The following is an 18,200-nucleotide window of genomic DNA, read 5'->3' on the forward strand; positions in this document are numbered from 1 at the left end:
TTCGGGCGGGGCCTTGTGATTGGCACAATGGGTTCGAATCCGCGGTCTGTACCGCGGGATGGAGGGAGTTCTCGGTGGGTTCAGACACCACGGTGTTGGTCACGGTCACCGGACCGGACCGCCCCGGCGTCACGTCCGTGCTGCTCGCGGCGCTCTCGCGTCACCGCGTGAGCCTGCTGGACGTGGAGCAGGTGGTCATCCGGGGCGCCTGACGCTGGGCGTCCTGGTGTCCTACCCGAACGACGCCGACGCCCTCCAGGACGAACTCGAGGGGGCGATGGCCACCGTCGGCATGCAGGTCGACGTCGAGTCCGGCTCGTTCGCCGCGGCCCGCCCCGCGCCGTCCACCCACGCGGTGGTGGTGCTCGGCAGCCCGGTCACTGCCCGCTCGTTCAGCACGATCGCCCGTGAGCTCGCGAAGCAGGGCGCGAACATCGACTCCATCCGCGGTATCGCGGACTACCCGGTGACCGGTCTCGAGCTGATGGTGACCGCCGCCAACACCGGCGCCGAGGCGGACGCCGCCCTGCGCACCGGACTGGCCGAGGTGGCCGTCGGGGAGGCCGTGGATGTCGCCGTGGAGCGGGCCGGGCTGGCCCGACGCGCGAAGCGGCTCATCGTCTTCGACGTGGACTCCACCCTGGTGCAGGGCGAGGTCATCGAGATGCTCGCCGCCCGCGCAGGCAAGGAGGAGGAGGTCCGCGCCGTCACCGAGGCCGCGATGCGCGGCGAGATCGACTTCACCGAGTCGCTGCACCAGCGGGTCGCGGTGCTGGCCGGGCTCGACGCCTCGGTCATCGACGAGGTGGGCGAGTCGCTCGAGTTGACCCCCGGCGCCCGCACCACCATCCGGACGCTGCGCAGGCTCGGGTTCCACTGCGGCGTGGTCTCCGGCGGCTTCCGCCAGGTGATCGAGGGCCTCGCGCACGAGCTGGAGCTGGACTTCGTCGAGGCGAACACCCTCGAGATCGTCGACGGCAAGCTGACCGGCCGGGTGATCGGCGATGTCGTCGACCGGGCCGCGAAGGCCGTCGCGCTGCGCAAGTTCGCCGCCCAGTCCGGCGTCGCGATGGAGCAGACCGTCGCCGTCGGGGACGGCGCCAACGACATCGACATGCTCAACGCCGCGGGCCTCGGGGTCGCGTTCAACGCCAAGCCGGCACTGCGGGAGGTGGCGGACGCGGCGCTCTCGCATCCGTTCCTCGATGCGGTGCTGTTCATCCTCGGTGTGACCCGACACGAGGTGGAGGCGGCCGACGCCGAGGACGGGCTGGTGCGCCGGGTGCCGCTCTGATGGACGAGCGCCTCCCCGCCGCCTTCATCGACCGGCACGCGGTGCTCGCGGCCGGCTACGGCGGCCGCGCGGACCCGGAAGACCCGGCACAGGTGTTGGCGATGCCGATGGTCCTGCACATCACCAAGGTGCACCCGCCTGCGCGCAGCGCACTGCTGGCGGCCGCGGCCGCGGCAACCGTCGCGCTGTGCCTCGACGAGCGGGCAGGCACGACCGACGACGGTGAACCGGGCCCGTGGCGGCAGCCCCTGCTCGACTGGACGGGCTCGCGGATCCGGAAGGTCGCGCGCCGGGCCAGGGGATCGCAGTGGCTCGCCGCGCAGCAGGTGGACGGCGTCACGGTCGAGATCGACGGGGCGCAGGCCCGGGCCATCGTGCCCGGCCCGGTCGGTGAGGTCGATCAGCGTGTCCGCAAACTCCAGATCGGCGGCACCGACCTCGAGCACGACGCGCCGGGCGAACCGGTGTCGGGCCTGCCGGTGCTGTGGGTCAACCGTTCGCTGGAGATGACCGTCGGCAAGGCAGCGGCCCAGGTCGGGCACGCCTCGATGCTGTTGGCGGGTGCGATGGACGCCGAGCGGGCCTTGGCGTGGTCGCTCGACGGCTACCGCTGCAGTGTGCGGGATGCCGATCCGGCGCACTGGGCGGCCCTCGGCGAGCTGGTGGCGCAGCGGCGGGCGATCGCCGTGCGCGACGCCGGGTACACCGAAGTGGCCCCTGGCTCGATGACGGTGATCGCCCACCCCTGACCCCGCCGGTTGGTCAGTCGAACCGGTTGTCCACCGCCGCGGCGAAATCCACCGTGCCGGGTATGTCGCCCGCCGCGGTGAAGGCGTCGGCGATCTCCTGTTCGGACGCGATCACCTTGTCGGTCAAGGGGATCGGCTGCTTGATCGACCGTGTCCAGGTGGTACGGGAGGCTTCCGGGCTGATCGACGTGAGCTCCGCGTACCTCGTCGACCATTCGTCGAGGTTGGCCTGTGACCAGGTCGTCGCCGCCGCGTAGCGGGTGAAGAAGTCCTCGATGGCGGCGGCCTTGCCGGGGTCCGCGATCGCGTCGGCGGATGCCGCCCAGAAGTTGTACCCGTTGGCGGCCTGATCGGCGGTCGCGATCACCCTTGCGCCCGAGTCCTTCTCGGCGATCGCGGTGTACGGATCCCAGGTTGCCCAGGCGTCCACGTCGCCCTTGGTCAGTGAGGCATATCCGTCCGCGGGCGTGAGGAAGACGACCTCGATGTCCCGTGTGGTCAGGCCCGATTTCTGCAGTTGCAGCAGCAGGTTCGCGTGCGCGGAACTGCCCTTGAAGACTGCGACCTTCCTGCCCTTGAGGTCGGCGACCGAGCGCGCCGCGGAGTCCTTGCCGACCAGGATGGCGTCGCCCCTGCCGGTTGCCTCGAGCGCGCCGACGATCTTGATGTTCGCCTTCGAGGCGGCGCCGAAGATCACCGGGGTGTTGCCGGTCTGGGCGAGGTCGATGCCGCCCGCGCTCGCGGCCTCCACGAGCGGGAGACCAGCGGTGAAGGTGGAGAACTCGAGCTTGTAGGGCAGGTTCTCCAGCTGGCCCGCAGCCCGGAGCAGCACCTCGATGGAGATGGCCTTCTGGTCACCGACCTTCAGCGTCACCGCCGACAGGTCAACGGGACCGGTCGGCGCGGCGTCCGCAGTCGTGTCGCCGCCGCTGCTGCAGGCGCCGAGCAGCAGGGAGGTCGCGGCGATCAGGGCGACGCCGGTGAGGCGCAGGCGGGGGAGCGGAATTTCACTGTGCTGCTTTCTTCTTCGTATCGGTTCGGGTCGGTGGGCGAATGCGGTGGGATGTCAGGCCTCGACCCCCAGGAGGGTGAGCAGGCGTCCCGCGTACACGGCGGCCTCCGGGGCGGCGTGCGGTCGCGGGCGGGGCAGGTCGATCGTGACCTCGTGCGCGATGCGTCCGCCGTCGAGTACCAGCACACGGTCGGCCAGGGCCACCGCCTCCGTCACATCGTGGGTGACGAGCAGCACGCCGAGGTCGTGCTCGTCGAACAGTCGCAGCAGCAGTCCGTGCATGGACAACTTGGTGAGTGCGTCGAGGGCACCGAACGGCTCGTCGAGCAGCAGCAGGGTCGGCTCGGCGACGAGGGCCCGCGCCAGTGCGGCCCGCTGAGCCTCGCCGCCGGACAACGTGAGCGGCCACGCGTCGAGCCGATGGCCGAGACCGACCTCCTCGAGCACCCGCCGGGCCTTCGCGAGACGGGCGGGTGTGCGGCGCCGGTCGCGCAGTCCGAGCTCGACGTTCCTGCTCACCTTGAGCCAGGGCACCAGCCTCGGTTCCTGGAAGGCGACGGCGGGTCGGCCGTCGACCGCCACGGTTCCCTCGTGGCCGTCGGACAGGCCTGCGATCGCCCGGAGCAGTGTCGACTTGCCGGAGCCGCTCGTGCCGAGCAGCGCGACGATCTCGCCCCGTGCTACGTCGAGGTCGACGCCGTCGAGGACCGCCCGGCCGTCGAAACTCTTGTGGAGGTCCGACACGTGCGCCGCCGCGGCGGCGGGACTGAGGACGTCGGTCATGGAATCTGCTCCTTGTCGGTGCTGAGTCAGCGGGGTGTGTGCGGCTGCCAGCGCAAGGCCCGTAGCTCGAGAGAGCGCACGATCGAGTCGGTGATCAGCCCGAGCACGCCGTAGACGATCAACCCGAAGATGACGATGTCGGTGCGGAGGAACTCTCTGGCGTTGTTGACGATGTAGCCGAGGCCCTCACTCGCGTTGATCTGCTCCGCGACGATGAGCGAGAGCCAGGCGATGCCGAGGCTCTGCCGCAGACCGACGAGGATCTGGGGGAGCGCGCCGGGGATGACGAGGGTGCGCAGCCGCTCTCCGGTGCTGAGCCCGAGTACCCGGCTCAGCTCGAGGAGCTTCGGGTCCAGGTGGCGGATACCGGAAAAGGTGTTGAGGTACAGCGGGAACGCGACGCCGAGGGCGATGAGGTACACCTTCGGTTCCTCCCCGATGCCGAACCAGATGATGAACAGCGGGATCAGGCCGAAGAGGGGCACCGTGCGGAGCATCTGCAGCGGTGGATCGATCACGTACTCGCCGAGCCGGCCGAGCCCCGCGACGATCCCGAGGCCGACCCCGAGGACCGCCCCGAGGACGAAGCCCAGCAGCACACGCTGCCCGGAGACGAGCAGCGCGTCACCGAGGGCGCCGGACCGGTACACCTCGAGTCCAGCCGCGACGACCACGGAGGGTGCCGGCAGCGTGCGCTCGGAGAGCAGGCCGCTCTTGCTGCCGATCTGCCAGGCGATCAGCAACGCAAGTGGGGCAAGCGCACGCAGGAATCCGGGCCTGCCCCATACCGGGGTCCGGGCAGGTTCCGGTGCGGTGGGTGCCGGGTCCCTGCCGGTCTCGACGAGCATCGCACCTCCAGCAGTCGCGGTGGCCATCGCGGTGATGGGCCGGTGACGAATCATGGGCGAACGCCTCGGCCCCGGGAAGGGTTGAAATCAGTGAGACGGAATCTGTATGGGGACGGGCCCGGCGCGCGTAGGGGGATGCAACCGCCGAGCTTGACCATGACGCAGCGTCATGGTTGATGCTGGGTTCATGCGAATCGGCGACCTGGCCCAGACGGCAGGAATCACCCCAAGGACGATCCGGCACTACCACCGCCTCGGGCTTCTCGAGGAGCCGAGACGGCTCTCCAACGGCTATCGCGCCTACGAGTTGCCGGATCTGATCAGGTTGCTCCGCATTCGATGGCTGGCCGCCGCGGGGATCCCACTCGGCTCGATCGCCACGATCATGGAATCGGCCCGTGCGGAGGGTGACGCGGACGACCTCGGCGATGACCTGACGGTGCTCATCGGCGGTATCGATGCCGAACTCGATCGCCTGGGCGGCCAGCGGCGGCGGTTGCAGGAGATGCTCGACGCACACCGTGAGGGGCGACCCGTCTCCCCACTGCCCGCCGAACTGGCCGTGGCTTTCGCCGAATTGATCTCGGCGGAAGGCGATCCCGCTACCCGCCGTGAGTTCGAACGCGAGAGGGACGCGTGGGAACTGCTCGCCGTTTCCGGCACGGGGCCCTCCGCGCTGTTCGACGCCGCGACGCGGGTGCTCTCGGATCCGGGCTCGCGGGCGGTGATGATCGGACTGTACCGGCGGTTCGCGGCATTGGTCGGCGCCGATCCCGCCGCGGCGAAGCAGGAGATCGACTCTCTCGCTGGGGCACTCGCGTCGGTGATCGCTCGCGAGTACGGCGATGTGGGCCTGATCGTCGAGGACGCGGAGTCCGCGGCACCGAGGGTGCCTCCGATGATGACCGTCGCCGAGTTGGTGCCCGACCGGGCGCAGTGCGAGGTCCTCATGGGGGTCCTCACACGGCTCGGGATGTCGCAGGCCGAGGCCACCCCGTGATCGCCGCGTTGTGGATGTGGGTCCGAGGTGAGGTGGACGATCGACACGGCCAGGCGGCCGCGTTCGGGTACAGCAAGGGCACCGTCGTGCTCCCGCTCGCGTTCATGGTCGCCGGGCTGATCGAGGCGGTGGCCATCCACCTGCTGGTGCCGTGGCAGTGGCTGCGCGTGACGCTGCTGATCGCGACGGTCGGCTCCCTCGTCGCGGTCGTCGGCTGGCTCGCCGGGCGAGCGGTGCATCCGCACCTGGTCACCGCGGACGAGCTCGTCCTGCGATCGGGGTCGGCGGTCGTGGCGACCGTCGATCTGGCCGAGATCGGCTCAACGCGGCTGATCAGGCGGTTCGACCGCACCGACGAAGAAGTACGCGACGGCCGCCTGTATCTACCCGGCCCCGACGGCACGGTTCTCGACATCGACTTTCGAAGCGGTGTCCCGGTCACCTTCCGCCGCGACGAACCGACGGTGATCACGGGAGTGAGCCTGCATGTCGACGATCCGCGGGCAATGCTCGAGCGGCTCGGCGCCGTGACGACCTGACCGGTTGGCGTAGCAAGGAATACCACTCGTGCAGTCCAGCGATGGTGAAGTGGCTCTTTATTGCCGGTCCAGTTGTTGGGGAGACTGGCCACCATGCTCACCCGCCTGCCCTCCCGTCTCGCCGCACTCTTCGTCGGCCTCTGGCTATACGGTTTCTCGATGGCGCTGATGGTCGTCGCCGGGCTCGGGCTCGACCCCTGGGACGTGTTTCACCAGGGTGTGGCGCAGCGGACGTCGCTGAGCTTCGGCACGGTCACCGCTCTGACCGGTGCCGCGGTGCTGCTGCTCTGGATCCCGATCCGCCAGCGCCCCGGCTTCGGCACGGTCGCGAACGTCGTGGTGATCGCGGTGTCGGTGGATACCTCGCTGGCCCTGCTCCCCGAGCTGGACGCGATGGCCACCCGGATTCCGGTGATGCTGTTCGCGGTCGTCCTCAATGCGTTCGCGGCGGCGCTCTACATCGGTGCCGGGCTCGGCCCCGGGCCGCGGGACGGGTTGATGACCGGGCTGGTCGCGCGCACCGGGCTGTCGGTGCGGTTGGTCCGCACCGGACTCGAGGTGGCCGTGCTGGCGAGCGGCTGGATGCTCGGCGGCACCGTCGGGGTGGGCACCGTCGTCTACGCGCTCGGCATCGGGCCCCTGATCCAGCTGATGATGGGCCTTCTGAACCGGCTCGGTCCGATCCGGGGCGGCGGCGGTGCGGCACCGGCGATGTCGGTGCCCTCCGTCGCGCGCGAGGATTGCCCGGCCCGTTGACCTGCGCGGCAACCGGGACCGGCGACACGCAACCCGGTCCTGACGCGTGCGCCGCGAGCGGGTAGGTCAAGATGGGCGTCGTGTCCGAACTTGATCCCGATCTGCTCATCGATTTCGACGACGTGCTCATCCGCCGTGGCGGTGTGACCCTGGTCGGCCCCGTGACGTGGAAGGTGGAGCTCGACGAGAAGTGGGTTGTGCTCGGGCCCAACGGCGCGGGCAAGACCTCGCTGCTGCGGATCGCGGCCGCCGAGGTGCACCCGACGTCGGGCAAGGCCCACCTGCTCGGGGAGGTCCTCGGCCGCGTCGACGTCACCGAGCTGCGACCGCGGATCGGGCTCTCGTCCTCCTCGCTCGCGCACCGGGTGCCCGCCGACGAGGTGGTGCGCGACCTGGTGGTCTCGGCCGGCTACGCCGTGCTGGGCCGGTGGCGGGAACGCTACGAGGAGATGGACACCACCCGCGCGGTGGAGATGCTCGAGAGCCTGGGCGCCGAGCACCTGGCGAACCGCACCTACGGCACGCTGTCGGAGGGGGAGCGCAAGCGCGTGCTGATCGCGCGGGCCCTGATGACCGATCCGGAGCTGCTGCTGCTCGACGAGCCGGCGGCCGGGCTGGACCTGGGTGGGCGCGAGGAGCTCGTCGCGCGGCTCTCGGACCTGGCCGCCGACCCGGACGCGCCCGCGACCGTGCTCATCACCCACCACGTCGAGGAGATCCCGCCGGGCTTCACGCACGCCCTGCTGCTCAAGGAGGGCGAGGTCGTCTCGCAGGGTCTGATCGACGACGTGATCACGGCGGAGAACCTGACCCACGCGTTCAGTCAGGCGATCAGCCTGGACAAGGTCGACGGCCGGTTCTTCGCCAGGCGCACCCGGCTGCCTGGCCAGCATCGCCGCTGAGGCACCCCGCGGGAGGCCACTTTCTTGAGCCGCGCGAACTAACGGGTGCGGTGGCGTTGTAACGTCCGACACATGGCCACTTTTGAAGCACACCCCGAAGTTCCCCCGAAGGACGCCTCCACCGTCATCCTGGTGCGCGACTCCGAGTCCGGGCCCGAGGTGTTCCTGCTCCGGCGCGTGGGTGGGATGGCCTTCGCGGGTGGCATGACCGTGTTCCCCGGCGGCGGCGTCGACCCGCAGGACGCCGACGCGGACGTGGCCTGGACCGGACCGCCGGTCTCCTGGTGGGCCGAGCGGTTCGGCGTCGACGAGGGCAGGGCGAAGGCGCTGGTCTGTGCGGCGGTGCGGGAGACCTTCGAGGAGTGCGGCGTGCTGCTCGCCGGGCCGACCGCGGACACCGTCGTCGCGGACACCGCAGGCTACGCGCAGGCACGGAAGCAGTTGGAGGCCCGTGAGTTCTCGTTCAGCGAGTTCCTCGCCCGCGAGAACCTGGTACTGCGCGCGGATCTGCTTCGGCCGTGGGCGAATTGGATCACCCCGGTCGGCGAGGGCAGGCGCTACGACACCCGCTTCTTCGTGGCCGCGGCCCCGGCCGGTCAGATCGCGGACGGCGAGACGTCGGAGGCCGCCGAGGTCACCTGGCAGACCCCGGCGCAGGCCATCACGGACTGGATCGAGGGCCGCACCATGCTGCTCCCGCCGACCTGGAGCCAGCTGAGCGCGATCGGCGAATTTGCCACCGTCGCAGACGTTCTCGCCGCCGAGCCGGAGATCCCGGCGATCCTGCCGACGCTGTACCAGGAGGAGGACGGCTCGTGGCGGGTCCGATTCCCCGGTCAGGAGCCGTACTACGCCGCCGGGGCGCACCCGTGGGGCGAAAGGTAGCCTTCGCTTCATGGCTGAGTTTGTGACTCTCGAGGTATCCGACGGCATCGGCACCATCCGGCTCGCGCGCCCCCCGATGAACGCGCTGAACCGTCAGTTGCAGGAGGAGCTCCGGGCCGCGGCCCGCGAGGCCACCGTCAACGCCGACGTCAAGGCGGTCATCGTGTACGGCGGCGAGAAGGTGTTCGCGGCGGGCGCGGACATCAAGGAGATGGCGGAGATGTCCTTCGCCGAGATGAGCCCGGTCGCGGGAGACCTGCAGTCGGCGCTCGGCTGCATCTCCGAGATCCCGAAGCCGACCGTCGCCGCGATCACCGGCTACGCCCTCGGCGGCGGCCTGGAGATCGCGCTCGGCGCGGATCGCCGGATCGCGGGCGACAACGCCAAGGTCGGCGTCCCCGAGGTGCTGCTCGGCGTGATCCCCGGTGGCGGCGGCACCCAGCGCCTTGCCCGCCTCATCGGCCCCAGTAAGGCCAAGGACCTGGTGTTCACCGGACGCTTCGTCGGCGCCGAGGAGGCCCTCGCGATCGGCCTCATCGACGAGATGGTCGCCCCCGACGAGGTCTACAACGCGGCCCGCAAGTGGGCCTCGCAGTTCGTGGGCGCCGCGAGCCGCGCCCTTGCCGCGGCCAAGGCGTCCATCGATCAGGGCCTCGACACGGACCTGAACACCGGGCTCAAGATCGAGGCACAGCAGTTCGCGCAGCTCTTCGCGACCGAGGACCGGACGATCGGCATGGAGTCCTTCGTGGCGAACGGCCCGGGTAAGGCGCAGTTCACGGGCAAGTAGTGGCCCGGATTTCACCGCAAAACTAGAACCTGTTCACACTCCTTACTACCCGGTAGGCTCTCACCCATGACTGCAAGCCCGAAGGACGGGATGGATCCCGCGCCGAACCCGCACGCCACGGCCGAAGAGGTCGAAGCCGCGCTCAAGGACACCAAGCTCGCCCAGGTCCTGTACCACGACTGGGAGGCCGAGACGTACGACGACAAGTGGTCGATCTCGTACGACGAGCGCTGCATCGACTACGCGCGCGGCCGGTTCGACGCGGTTGCAGGCGACCAGCCCCTGCCGTACGAGCGTGCGCTCGAACTCGGCTGTGGCACCGGCTTCTTCCTGCTCAACCTGATGCAGGGCGGGGTCGCCAAGACCGGATCGGTGACCGACCTGTCGCCTGGCATGGTGAAGGTGGCGCTGCGCAATGCCGAGGGCCTCGGCCTGCCGGTCGACGGCCGTGTCGCCGACGCCGAGACCATCCCGTACGAGGACAACACCTTCGACCTCGTCGTCGGTCACGCCGTGCTGCACCACATCCCCGATGTGGAGCAGTCGCTGCGCGAGGTGCTGCGGGTGCTCAAGCCGGGCGGCCGCTTCGTCTTCGCGGGCGAGCCGACCACCATCGGCAACTTCTACGCCCGCTGGCTCGGCCGCGCGACGTGGGAGGCCACCACCAGGGTCACCAAGCTGCCGTTCCTGGCCGACTGGCGTCGCCCGCAGGCCGAGCTCGACGAGTCCTCCCGCGCCGCGGCGCTCGAGGCCGTCGTCGACCTGCACACCTTCGATCCCACCGATCTGGAGAACATGGCCAAGTCGGCGGGCGCCACCCAGGTGCACGCCGCGACCGAGGAGTTCGCCGCGGCGCTGCTCGGCTGGCCGGTCCGGACCTTCGAGGCCGCCGTGCCGCCGGAGAAGCTGGGCTGGGGCTGGGGACGGTTCGCCTTCGGTGGCTGGAAGACGCTCAGCTGGGTGGACGAGAAGGTCCTCAAGCACGTCGTGCCGCGGGGCTTCTTCTACAACGTGATGATCACCGGCGTGAAGCCCGAACCGAAGTAGTGGGATACGAGTTCACCCGGGAGGACGTGCGGTACCTGACGTCCGAGGACGGCATCGCCGCCCTCACCGAGGTGGATCGGCTCGAACTCTCGACGCGCACGCACCTGGCCGACATCGGCCGGGTGCGTGCGCGTTTTGCCGACCGGTCCGCTGTCCTGGTCGAGACGGTGCTGTTGCGGCGCAGGGCCGTCGGCAAGATCGACGGTGGCCGGGACTGGCTGTTCACCGACGACGCGCTGCAACAGACGACGCCCTCGGTGGTCGCGCGCAGGCGGGCCCACCGGGTGGCGGGCCGGGCCGTGCACGACGTCACCTGCTCGGTGGGTGCGGAACTGTCCGCCCTCGTCGGCATCGCGAGCGCGGTGATCGGCAGCGATCTCGACCCGGTGCGACTGGCGATGGCGCAACACAACGTGCCCGGCGCGACGGTCGTCCGCGCGGACGCGTTGGTGCCGTGCACCCGCGACACCGTCGTCCTCGCCGATCCGGCCAGGCGGGCGGGTGGCAGACGCAGGCACGACCCGGCCGCCCTGCAGCCACCGCTGCCGGACCTCCTGGAGGCGTACCGCGGCCGCGACCTGTCGGTGAAATGCGCCCCGGACTGGACTACGACGCGCTGGAGTGGCCAGGCGAGGTGGAGATCGTCTCGCTCGACGGGGGCGTGCGCGAGGCCTGCCTGTGGTCGCCCGGGCTCGCGGGGCGGGGGTTCGCCGTCGCGCGACCGTGCTGACCGCGGACACCGCATGGGAGCTCACCGACGCCGAACCGGACGAGATCCCCGAGCGCGGACCGGGGGAGTGGATCGTCGACCCGGACGGGGCGGTGGTGCGTGCGGGCCTGGTGCGGCACTACGCGGCCCGGCACGGGCTCTGGCAGCTCGACCCGCGGATCGCGTACCTCACCGGCGACGTGGTGCCCCCGGTGTGCGCGGGTTCCGGATCATCGAGCAGCTCAAGTACTCCGAGAAGGCGCTGCGTCAGGAGCTCGCCCGCCTCGACTGCGGGGTGGCCGAGATCCTGGTGCGCGGGGTCGACGTGGACCCTGCGGTGCTGCGCCCGAGGCTGAAGCTGCGCGGCTCGGTGTCGCTGAGTGTCGTGCTGACCCGGATCGGCCGCACCCCCGTCGCGTTCGTCTGCGCCGCGGGCGTCCGGGTCTAGCGGAGGACGAACACCTCGCCGATCAGGGTGGGGTGACGACCTCGCCGCCGGGGCCGATCGACGTGCCGACGGTGAAGCCCTCGGCACCCGGCAGGGTGTCCTGGTCGAGCGTCTCGCCGGTATCGGTGTCGAAGGTGAGCACCGCCAGACCGGTGTCGCCCTCGCGCACGACGGTGTAGCCGGTCGAGCCGCCGGTCTGCGCGGGGACGCCGAGCTGGACGATGTCCTTTCGCTCCCACAGCAACTCGGCGTGGTCGCCCTTGTCCTCGAGGGCGAGCAGGCGGCCCTTGTCAGAGCCGGACGGGATGATCAGGCCGTCCGCGGCGACGGTGGGGCTGCCCGCGGCGGCGAACCCGAGGTCGTGGCTCCAGCGGGGCTCACCGGTCTCGGCATCGAGCGCCCACAGCGTGCCCGCGCTGTCGTTCGCGTACAGCGTCGTCCCGTCGGCGGAGATCACCGGGCTGGACGTCACGCCGCCGGGCAGCGCGTCGGAGGACCAGTCCTCGCTGATGCGGCCGTCGGCGTAGCGCAGGCCGACCAGTTCGGTGTGCGGGCGGCCCGGTCGCCAGACGGTGACGAAGAACCTGCCGGTGGCGAGGTCGATAGCCGGGGCCGTCGAGACGGGGCACTCGGGGGCGCCGAAGAAGCACTGCTCGAGTCCCTGCGCGGCCGGCGGCAGCGGGACGTTCTGGGCGACGTCGTAGGTCGGGGTCGGGATCAGCTGGTACGACGGCACGATCTCCTTGCCGGTCTGGGTGCTGAGCACCGAGACGACGCCGAAATGCGTGACGAACAGTAGGTTTCCGTCGGCGGTGAACTGGGCGGACAGCGGCGTCCCGCTCACGACGGTGCGCCAGCGCAGCTGACCGTGCTCGTTGAAGGAGTTCATGGCGCCGTCCTCGCCGACGTACACGTTCGTGACGCGGTCGACGAGCGGGGTCGAGACCGCGACGCCGGGGCCGAGCCGGTTGCACCAGCGCTTGCGGCCGGTCTCGATCTCGAACGAGAAGAGGTTGCAGCCGTTCTCGCTGCGCGAGGTGACGAAGATCTGGCCGTTCGACGCGACCGAGGCGGCCGTCGCGGTCGGTGCGCCGATCGGGCGCGACCAGTCGAAGGAGATCGACCGGGCCCCCTCGACGGGGCTGGTGCCGCTGTTGCGGGCGTCCGCGTGCATGGCGGGCCATCCGCTCGGTGCGTAGGCGTCGTCGAGCGGTGGTGCGCTGCTGCAGCCGCCGATGATCAGCGCCGAAACTGCCGTCAGCGACACCGCTGCCGACCGGAGAACACGCCGCATTCAACACTCCTCGTGTGGATTTCGCTCGGTGCAGACTATCCGGCCGAGTACCGCGGGGTGTGAACCCGCCCCGTCGCAGAATGCGGATCGACTATCCGTTGAACGCAGGACAATGGGTGTTCCGATCGCCGGTCGCGGTCCGCGGGCGAAATGTGAGTCGTTCAGAATTCAATGGGCGGCCTGATCACAAGCGTCCAATTGTGCCGCGATGAAGCAGGTCGAGGGCCTCCTGTGATTGGACCGTTATTTCGGTACGTTCCGTATCGAATTGCGATAATTAGCCGACGGAACCGCACAATTCCGGTCGCAATTGTGTTTGAATGGCGACATGGACGGGCCAGGGGGTGGAGATTTGAGTGCGCCGCGGCGATCGCCGCGCGTCGACGCGAACGACAATCACCTGCTCGGCACGCCTCAGGCGGGGGTGGTGATCGTCGTCGGCCTGATCGTCGGCGCCGCGACGCTGATCGGCGTGATGACGAACTCCCTGCTCGCGGTCATCGTGGTCGCGGTGACGGCGGCGCTGGTCGCGGCGCTGCTGGGAGGCGGCGGATGGCTCGGTGGGGGCGGCGGAGTGGGCCGTCGCGGAGCTCACATTCGCTGACCGTAGGCTGCATGGCATGACCAGCATGTGGGGCGCACCGTTGCGCACGAGGTGGCGGGGATCACGTCGGACCGACAGCGAGCAGGCGAAGTTCCTGACCCGTGATTCCCTGCGATGGGTGCTCGAGAACAAGGCGTACACGCCCTGGTACCTGGTGCGCTACTACCGGCTGGCCAAGTTCAAGCTCGCGAACCCGCACGTGATCCTGCGCGGCATGGTCTTCCTCGGCAAGAACGTGGAGATCCACTCGACGCCCGAGCTGTCGCGGCTCGAGATCGGCCGCTGGGTGCACATCGGCGACGGCAACGCGATCCGCTGCCACGAGGGTTCCCTGCGCATCGGCGACAAGGTGGTCTTCGGCAAGGACAACGTCGTCAACACCTACCTCGACATCGAGATCGGCGCCTCCACCCTCGTCGCCGACTGGTGCTACATCTGCGATTTCGACCATCGGATGGACGACGTCAACGTCCCGATCAAGGACCAGGGCATCGTGAAGGGTCCGGTTCGGATCGGTCCGGACACCTGGATCGCCGCCAAGGTGACCGTGCTGCGGAACACGATCGTCGGGCGCGGCTGCGTGCTCGGCGCGCACGCGGTGGTCAAGGGCCAGATCCCGGACTACAGCATCGCGGTCGGCGCGCCCGTCAAGGTCGTCAAGAACCGCAAGGAGGCGTGGGAGGCCGGCGCGGCCGAGCGGGCCAAGTACATCGCCGCCCTCGAGGACATCGAGCGCAAGAAGGCCGCAGCAGCACGCTGAGGCGCTGCGCGCCTGTGCGCGGTTGAGGAGTCCCTGGACTCGTCAACCGCGCACAGGCGGCGGAGCCGCCTACCGGCCGGGGAGTGGCCGCTGGGGGATGTCGGGGCGTGCCAACGGGTGTCGCACCCGTCGCTTGGCGCTCAGGTAGACCTGCGCGGTGTCGAGCGCGACGCTGTGCCAGTCGAAGTCGGCGGTGAGCCGTTCGCGGGCCGCCTCGGCCCGGCGCTGCGCGGCCGCGGGGTCGTCGAGCACCTCGCGCACAGCCGACGTCAGTCCCTCGACGTCGCCGGGCAGGAACGACATGCCGGTGACGCCGTCCACCACTGCCTCGCCGAGCCCGCCTGCGGTGGAGGTGACCAGCGGGGTGCCCGCCGCCGCCGCCTCGAGCGCGATGATGCCGAACGGCTCGTACCGGCTGGGCAGCACGATCGCGTCCGCCGCGTGCAGCCAGCCCAGCAGCTCGGTGTGGTCGAGACTGCCGAGGAAGGCGACCGAGCGCAGGACCCGGTTGGAGCGGGCCTCCTGCTGCAGCCACTCGAACTGGGTGCCCTCGCCCGCGACGGCCAGCGTGGTGCCCGGGTGGCTGCGACGGATCCGGGGCAGCGCGGCGATGATGTCCTGCACGCCCTTCTCGTACTCGAGCCTGCCGACGAACAGCAGCCGCGGCGGGCCGGACCGCGGCGCGCGCTGCCGGTAGTTCCAGGTGGTGACGTCGATCCCGTTGCGGATCACCGTGATCGGCGGCAACTGCGGACCGTAGAGCTCGGTGACCTCATCCTCCATCGAAGCGGAGCAGGTGATGATCGCGTCCGACTCGTTGGCCAGCCACCACTCCACGGAGTGCACCTGACGGTTGATGGTCCCGGAGATCCAGCCGCTGTGCCTGCCTGCCTCGGTGGCGTGCAGCGTGGACACCAGCGGCACGTCGAAGTACTCGGCCAGCGCGATCGCGGGGTGCGCGACCAGCCAGTCGTGCGCGTGCACGACGTCGGGCTGCCAGCCGTCGCCTAGCCCTGGCTTGCCGAGCGCGACGCCCGCGCGCACCATGGCGTGCCCCATCGCGAGGGTCCACGCCAGCATGTCCTCGCCGAACACGAAGTGCGCCGGGTCCTCGGCGACCGCCACAACCAGCACGCCCTCCGAGATGTGGGTGATGGTCGGGTGGGTGGACGCGTCGGTGCCGGTGGGGCGCCGCGAGAGCACGACCACCTCGTGGCCTGCCTGCACCAGCTCGGTGGCCAGGTGGTGCACGTGCCTGCCGAGCCCGCCGACCACCACCGGCGGGTACTCCCAGGAGACCATCAGGACCTTCATGCGGGACCACCGATCGCGTCGTCGGGGAGTCGCCGGGCGTCCAGCGAGGGGAACAGCCCGTCGGCGTGGTTCCAGCCGTCGGCCAGCTGCCGCGCCCGGTCCAGGTGTCCCGCGGCGACGGCGCCCGCGATCTCCCTGGTGGCGTGGGCGTGCAGGTGCGCACGGTCACGGGCGTACCCTGCGGCGGAGTCCTTGCTGACCATGAACGCCCAGTCGCTCTGCACGGTCATGATGGCCTCGCGCAGGATCTGGTCGTTGACCCGATCGCGCAGCTCCGGCCGACCGGGCGCGCGCTGCGCCCCTCGGGCCTTGTCCACCGCGTCCAGCGCGGTCTGCACGACCTCGGTGTTCAGCTGGACCAGATCGGAGACCTGATCGCCGGCCCAGACCCGCCAGTCCTTGCCGCTGCCCCAGGAGGAGTCGGCGAGCTGGACGGGTTCGCCGACGAAGCCTGCCGCCCTGGCATCGGAGAGGGTGCCGACCGGGATGCCCGCCTCCGGCAGCGCGCGAAGGACCTTCTCCAGCCACTGCGGACCCTCGAACCACCAGTGTCCGAACAGTTCGGTGTCGAAGGCGGCCACCACGAGCGCGGGCCTGCCGATGCGTTCGCTCTCCGAGCGCATCCGGGACCTCACGGTGTCGACGAAGTCCGCGACGTGCCGGTCGATGGCGGCGGCCGCGAGCTCGGGGTCGTACGGCGCCTTGTCCTTCGAGTCGACGGTGCGGCCGGTGACCCGTGCGGGCTTGAGTCCCGTGTCGTGGTCGTATGTGTGGAAGTCGCGGTAGGCGCCGTCGCCCGGGTAGCCCGACTTCGGCGACCACACCCGGTACGAGACCTGCAGGTCGCGGCCGAAGGCCACCACCTCGGATTCGCGGACCGGGCGGCCGAGGGAGGTGTCCCCGCGCAGCGACGGGCCGTCCACCATGAAGTGCTGCACGCCCGCGGCGTCGTACTCCCGTTCCATCCCGGGCGTGTAGCCGCATTCGGGTGCCCAGATCCCGGAGGGCGTTGTGCCCCAACGCGCCTTGGCGTCGGCGAGGCCCTCGCTGAGCTGGAACGAACGCAGCCGCGGATGGAGCAGCGGCTGGAACGGATGGGCCAGCGGTCCGCCGAGGAGCTCGATGGCATCGGCATCGACGAGCCCGCGCAGCACCGGCGAGCCGCCGTGCGCCCAGCGCTCCTCGAAGTCGGTCAGTGCCTCCGCGGCGAGTCGGTGCTCGCGGGCGCCGAGATCGCGGTGCGCCTGGTCGCGCATGCCAGCGGCCTCGTGGGCGCGCAGCTGCCAGTTGCCCAGCCAGTGGTGCATCCCGGCCAGGCAGTGCGGGTCGTCGAGCTGGGCCGCCAGCACCGGGGTGATGCCGAGGCTGAGCAGCCGGGTGCGGCCCTCCGCGGCGAGCGTGCGCAGCACGCGGGCCACGGGCAGGTAGGTGGCCGCCCAGGACTGGTAGAGCCATTCCTCGCCGACGGGCCACCTGCCGTGGTTTGCCAACCACGGCAGGTGTGAGTGCAGAACCAGGCAGAACATGCCCGGTTCCTGCGCAACTCCGGTCGGTTGGCTCACCCTGACACCGCTGGCTTCCGTGCGATGGCGACCAGGTCCAGGCTGGCGTCGATGTCGGGCTCGGTGAGCGCGAAGTCGTCCACGGTGATGGCCTCGACGTCTGCGACGAGGTCCGCAGGCCACGGCTCGCCCGCCAGCGCGCGATCGATCTGGGCGTCGATGAACGAGCCGCCGTGCTTCGCGTCGAGCTCGCGCAGACGGGGGCCGTGGTGCACGCCGGTCATCAGGTCGACGACGAAGCCGGCCTCCTCGAGGAGCTCGGTCATCTCGGCGGCGTTGAGCTCGCGGGTGTGGAACGGGTTGAGCGGGGTGTCCCGGCCGGGGGAGAAGGTGATCCGGTTCGGCGTGCTGATCAGCAGCTCGCCGCCGGGGGTGAGCACGCGGAAGCACTCGGCCAGGAACTGGGCCTGGTCCCACAGGTGCTCGATCACCTGGAAGTTGACCACGATCCCGACGCTGGCGTCCGGCAGCGGGAGGTCTGCGAGGTTGCCCTGGCGCATGTCGATGCGCGGGTAGCGGGCCCGCACGTGCTCGACGGCGGAGGTGTCGTAGTCGAGCCCGATGACCTTCTCGGCGACATCGGCAATCATGTTGGCGCCGTAGCCTTCTCCGGACCCGGCCTCGAGGACGACGCGGCCGGCGCAGCGCTCGAGCAGCTGTCGGTACACCACCTCGTGACGGCGGAACCAGTAGTTCTCCTCGGGCACGCCGGGGACGGTGCGCTCGCCGGTCAGCGGCAGGGTCGCTTCGCTCGGCTGCGGGGTCGCCTCGGCAGCCGTCGGGTTGTGTTCGGCGTCGACGGACATGGCCGGGGTCGAGACAGATGAATCGCTCACCGTTGGGAGGTTAGTGCCCTCGGTGTCAGAACTGGTCGGGGTGGTCCACATCACAGGCATGAATGATC

16 protein-coding genes and 3 pseudogenes are annotated in these 18,200 nt (G+C 70.3%); 12 read left to right on the forward strand and 7 right to left on the reverse strand.

The features are described 5' to 3' along the window. The first annotated feature begins 74 nt into the window (after positions 1-74). Both serB and BTZ20_RS09010 read left to right on the forward strand, forming a co-directional pair. Positions 75-1,294, forward strand: a pseudogene (gene serB, locus BTZ20_RS09005) (phosphoserine phosphatase SerB). Continuing rightward, entirely contained in the window at positions 1,294-2,043 is a 750-nt protein-coding gene (locus BTZ20_RS09010) for an aminoacyl-tRNA hydrolase (protein WP_077041123.1), read from the forward strand. The pseudogene serB and the gene BTZ20_RS09010 overlap by 1 nt, the downstream one beginning before the upstream one ends. Before the next feature lie 13 nt (positions 2,044-2,056). Here the strand turns inward: BTZ20_RS09010 and BTZ20_RS09015 are convergent, their stop codons facing one another. Genes BTZ20_RS09015 through BTZ20_RS09025 form a run of 3 tightly spaced genes read right to left on the reverse strand, consistent with a single transcriptional unit; the run spans position 2,057 to position 4,686 of the window. Continuing rightward, positions 2,057-3,049, reverse strand: coding sequence for an ABC transporter substrate-binding protein (locus BTZ20_RS09015; protein WP_411269142.1), 993 nt, complete (start codon positions 3,047-3,049; stop codon positions 2,057-2,059). Positions 3,050-3,109: 60 nt separating this feature from the next. Continuing rightward, positions 3,110-3,838, reverse strand: a complete 729-nt coding sequence (locus BTZ20_RS09020) for an ABC transporter ATP-binding protein (protein ID WP_077041125.1) — start codon at positions 3,836-3,838, stop codon at positions 3,110-3,112. Between the two features lie 26 nt (positions 3,839-3,864). After that, positions 3,865-4,686, reverse strand: coding sequence for an ABC transporter permease (locus BTZ20_RS09025; protein ID WP_077043591.1), 822 nt, complete (start codon positions 4,684-4,686; stop codon positions 3,865-3,867). A 187-nt stretch (positions 4,687-4,873) separates the two neighbouring features. Between BTZ20_RS09025 and BTZ20_RS09030 the strand changes: the two genes are divergently transcribed. The 8 genes and pseudogenes from BTZ20_RS09030 to BTZ20_RS09065 all read left to right on the forward strand — a co-directional run bounded on the left by BTZ20_RS09030 (position 4,874) and on the right by BTZ20_RS09065 (position 11,762). Further along, positions 4,874-5,686: a MerR family transcriptional regulator gene (locus BTZ20_RS09030; protein ID WP_077041126.1), complete on the forward strand. Its 813-nt coding sequence runs from the start codon at positions 4,874-4,876 to the stop codon at positions 5,684-5,686. Positions 5,687-5,718: 32 nt separating this feature from the next. Further along, entirely contained in the window at positions 5,719-6,225 is a 507-nt protein-coding gene (locus tag BTZ20_RS09035) for a hypothetical protein (RefSeq protein ID WP_223263691.1), read from the forward strand. 93 nt (positions 6,226-6,318) lie between these two features. Continuing rightward, positions 6,319-6,981 carry a YczE/YyaS/YitT family protein gene (locus BTZ20_RS09040; RefSeq protein ID WP_077041127.1) on the forward strand — a complete coding sequence of 221 codons (663 nt, stop codon included), beginning with the start codon at positions 6,319-6,321 and terminating at the stop codon, positions 6,979-6,981. Between the two features lie 71 nt (positions 6,982-7,052). Beyond that, positions 7,053-7,883, forward strand: a complete 831-nt coding sequence (locus BTZ20_RS09045) for an ABC transporter ATP-binding protein (protein WP_027499165.1) — start codon at positions 7,053-7,055, stop codon at positions 7,881-7,883. A 72-nt stretch (positions 7,884-7,955) separates the two neighbouring features. After that, positions 7,956-8,768 (forward strand): NUDIX hydrolase, encoded by an 813-nt coding sequence (locus tag BTZ20_RS09050; protein ID WP_077041128.1) that lies wholly within the window; start codon positions 7,956-7,958, stop codon positions 8,766-8,768. A gap of 10 nt (positions 8,769-8,778) precedes the next feature. After that, the gene (locus tag BTZ20_RS09055) at positions 8,779-9,558 is read left to right on the forward strand and encodes an enoyl-CoA hydratase/isomerase family protein (RefSeq protein WP_077041129.1); all 780 of its coding nucleotides are present in this window, start codon (positions 8,779-8,781) and stop codon (positions 9,556-9,558) included. Between the two features lie 66 nt (positions 9,559-9,624). Next, positions 9,625-10,605, forward strand: coding sequence for a class I SAM-dependent methyltransferase (locus BTZ20_RS09060; protein WP_027499168.1), 981 nt, complete (start codon positions 9,625-9,627; stop codon positions 10,603-10,605). Continuing rightward, a pseudogene (locus BTZ20_RS09065) lies at positions 10,605-11,762 on the forward strand (THUMP-like domain-containing protein). The gene BTZ20_RS09060 and the pseudogene BTZ20_RS09065 overlap by 1 nt, the downstream one beginning before the upstream one ends. Here BTZ20_RS09065 and BTZ20_RS09070 read toward each other — a convergent pair. Next, a pseudogene (locus BTZ20_RS09070) lies at positions 11,759-13,056 on the reverse strand (PQQ-binding-like beta-propeller repeat protein). The pseudogenes BTZ20_RS09065 and BTZ20_RS09070 overlap by 4 nt on opposite strands. A 352-nt stretch (positions 13,057-13,408) precedes the next feature. On the opposite strand from BTZ20_RS09070, the gene BTZ20_RS09075 reads away from it, so the two are divergent. Together BTZ20_RS09075 and BTZ20_RS09080 are read left to right on the forward strand one after the other, a co-directional pair. Then, positions 13,409-13,660 (forward strand): hypothetical protein, encoded by a 252-nt coding sequence (locus BTZ20_RS09075; protein WP_077041130.1) that lies wholly within the window; start codon positions 13,409-13,411, stop codon positions 13,658-13,660. A gap of 16 nt (positions 13,661-13,676) precedes the next feature. Then, positions 13,677-14,420, forward strand: coding sequence for an acyltransferase (locus BTZ20_RS09080; RefSeq protein ID WP_077041131.1), 744 nt, complete (start codon positions 13,677-13,679; stop codon positions 14,418-14,420). Positions 14,421-14,489: 69 nt separating this feature from the next. Here BTZ20_RS09080 and BTZ20_RS09085 read toward each other — a convergent pair whose 3' ends face one another. From BTZ20_RS09085 to BTZ20_RS09095, 3 genes are read right to left on the reverse strand one after another with little or no spacing between them, the layout of a single operon-like run. Then, the gene (locus BTZ20_RS09085) at positions 14,490-15,734 is read right to left on the reverse strand and encodes a glycosyltransferase family 4 protein (RefSeq protein ID WP_077041132.1); all 1,245 of its coding nucleotides are present in this window, start codon (positions 15,732-15,734) and stop codon (positions 14,490-14,492) included. After that, positions 15,731-17,260 carry a glycoside hydrolase family 57 protein gene (locus tag BTZ20_RS09090; protein WP_077041133.1) on the reverse strand — a complete coding sequence of 510 codons (1,530 nt, stop codon included), beginning with the start codon at positions 17,258-17,260 and terminating at the stop codon, positions 15,731-15,733. Before BTZ20_RS09090 ends, BTZ20_RS09085 begins: the two co-directional genes overlap by 4 nt. Before the next feature lie 32 nt (positions 17,261-17,292). After that, positions 17,293-18,102, reverse strand: coding sequence for a class I SAM-dependent methyltransferase (locus BTZ20_RS09095; RefSeq protein ID WP_411269143.1), 810 nt, complete (start codon positions 18,100-18,102; stop codon positions 17,293-17,295). Positions 18,103-18,200 lie beyond the last annotated feature (98 nt).

The organism is Rhodococcus sp. MTM3W5.2 (assembly GCF_001984015.1).
In the GTDB taxonomy this organism is placed as follows: domain Bacteria; phylum Actinomycetota; class Actinomycetes; order Mycobacteriales; family Mycobacteriaceae; genus Rhodococcus_G; species Rhodococcus_G oryzae.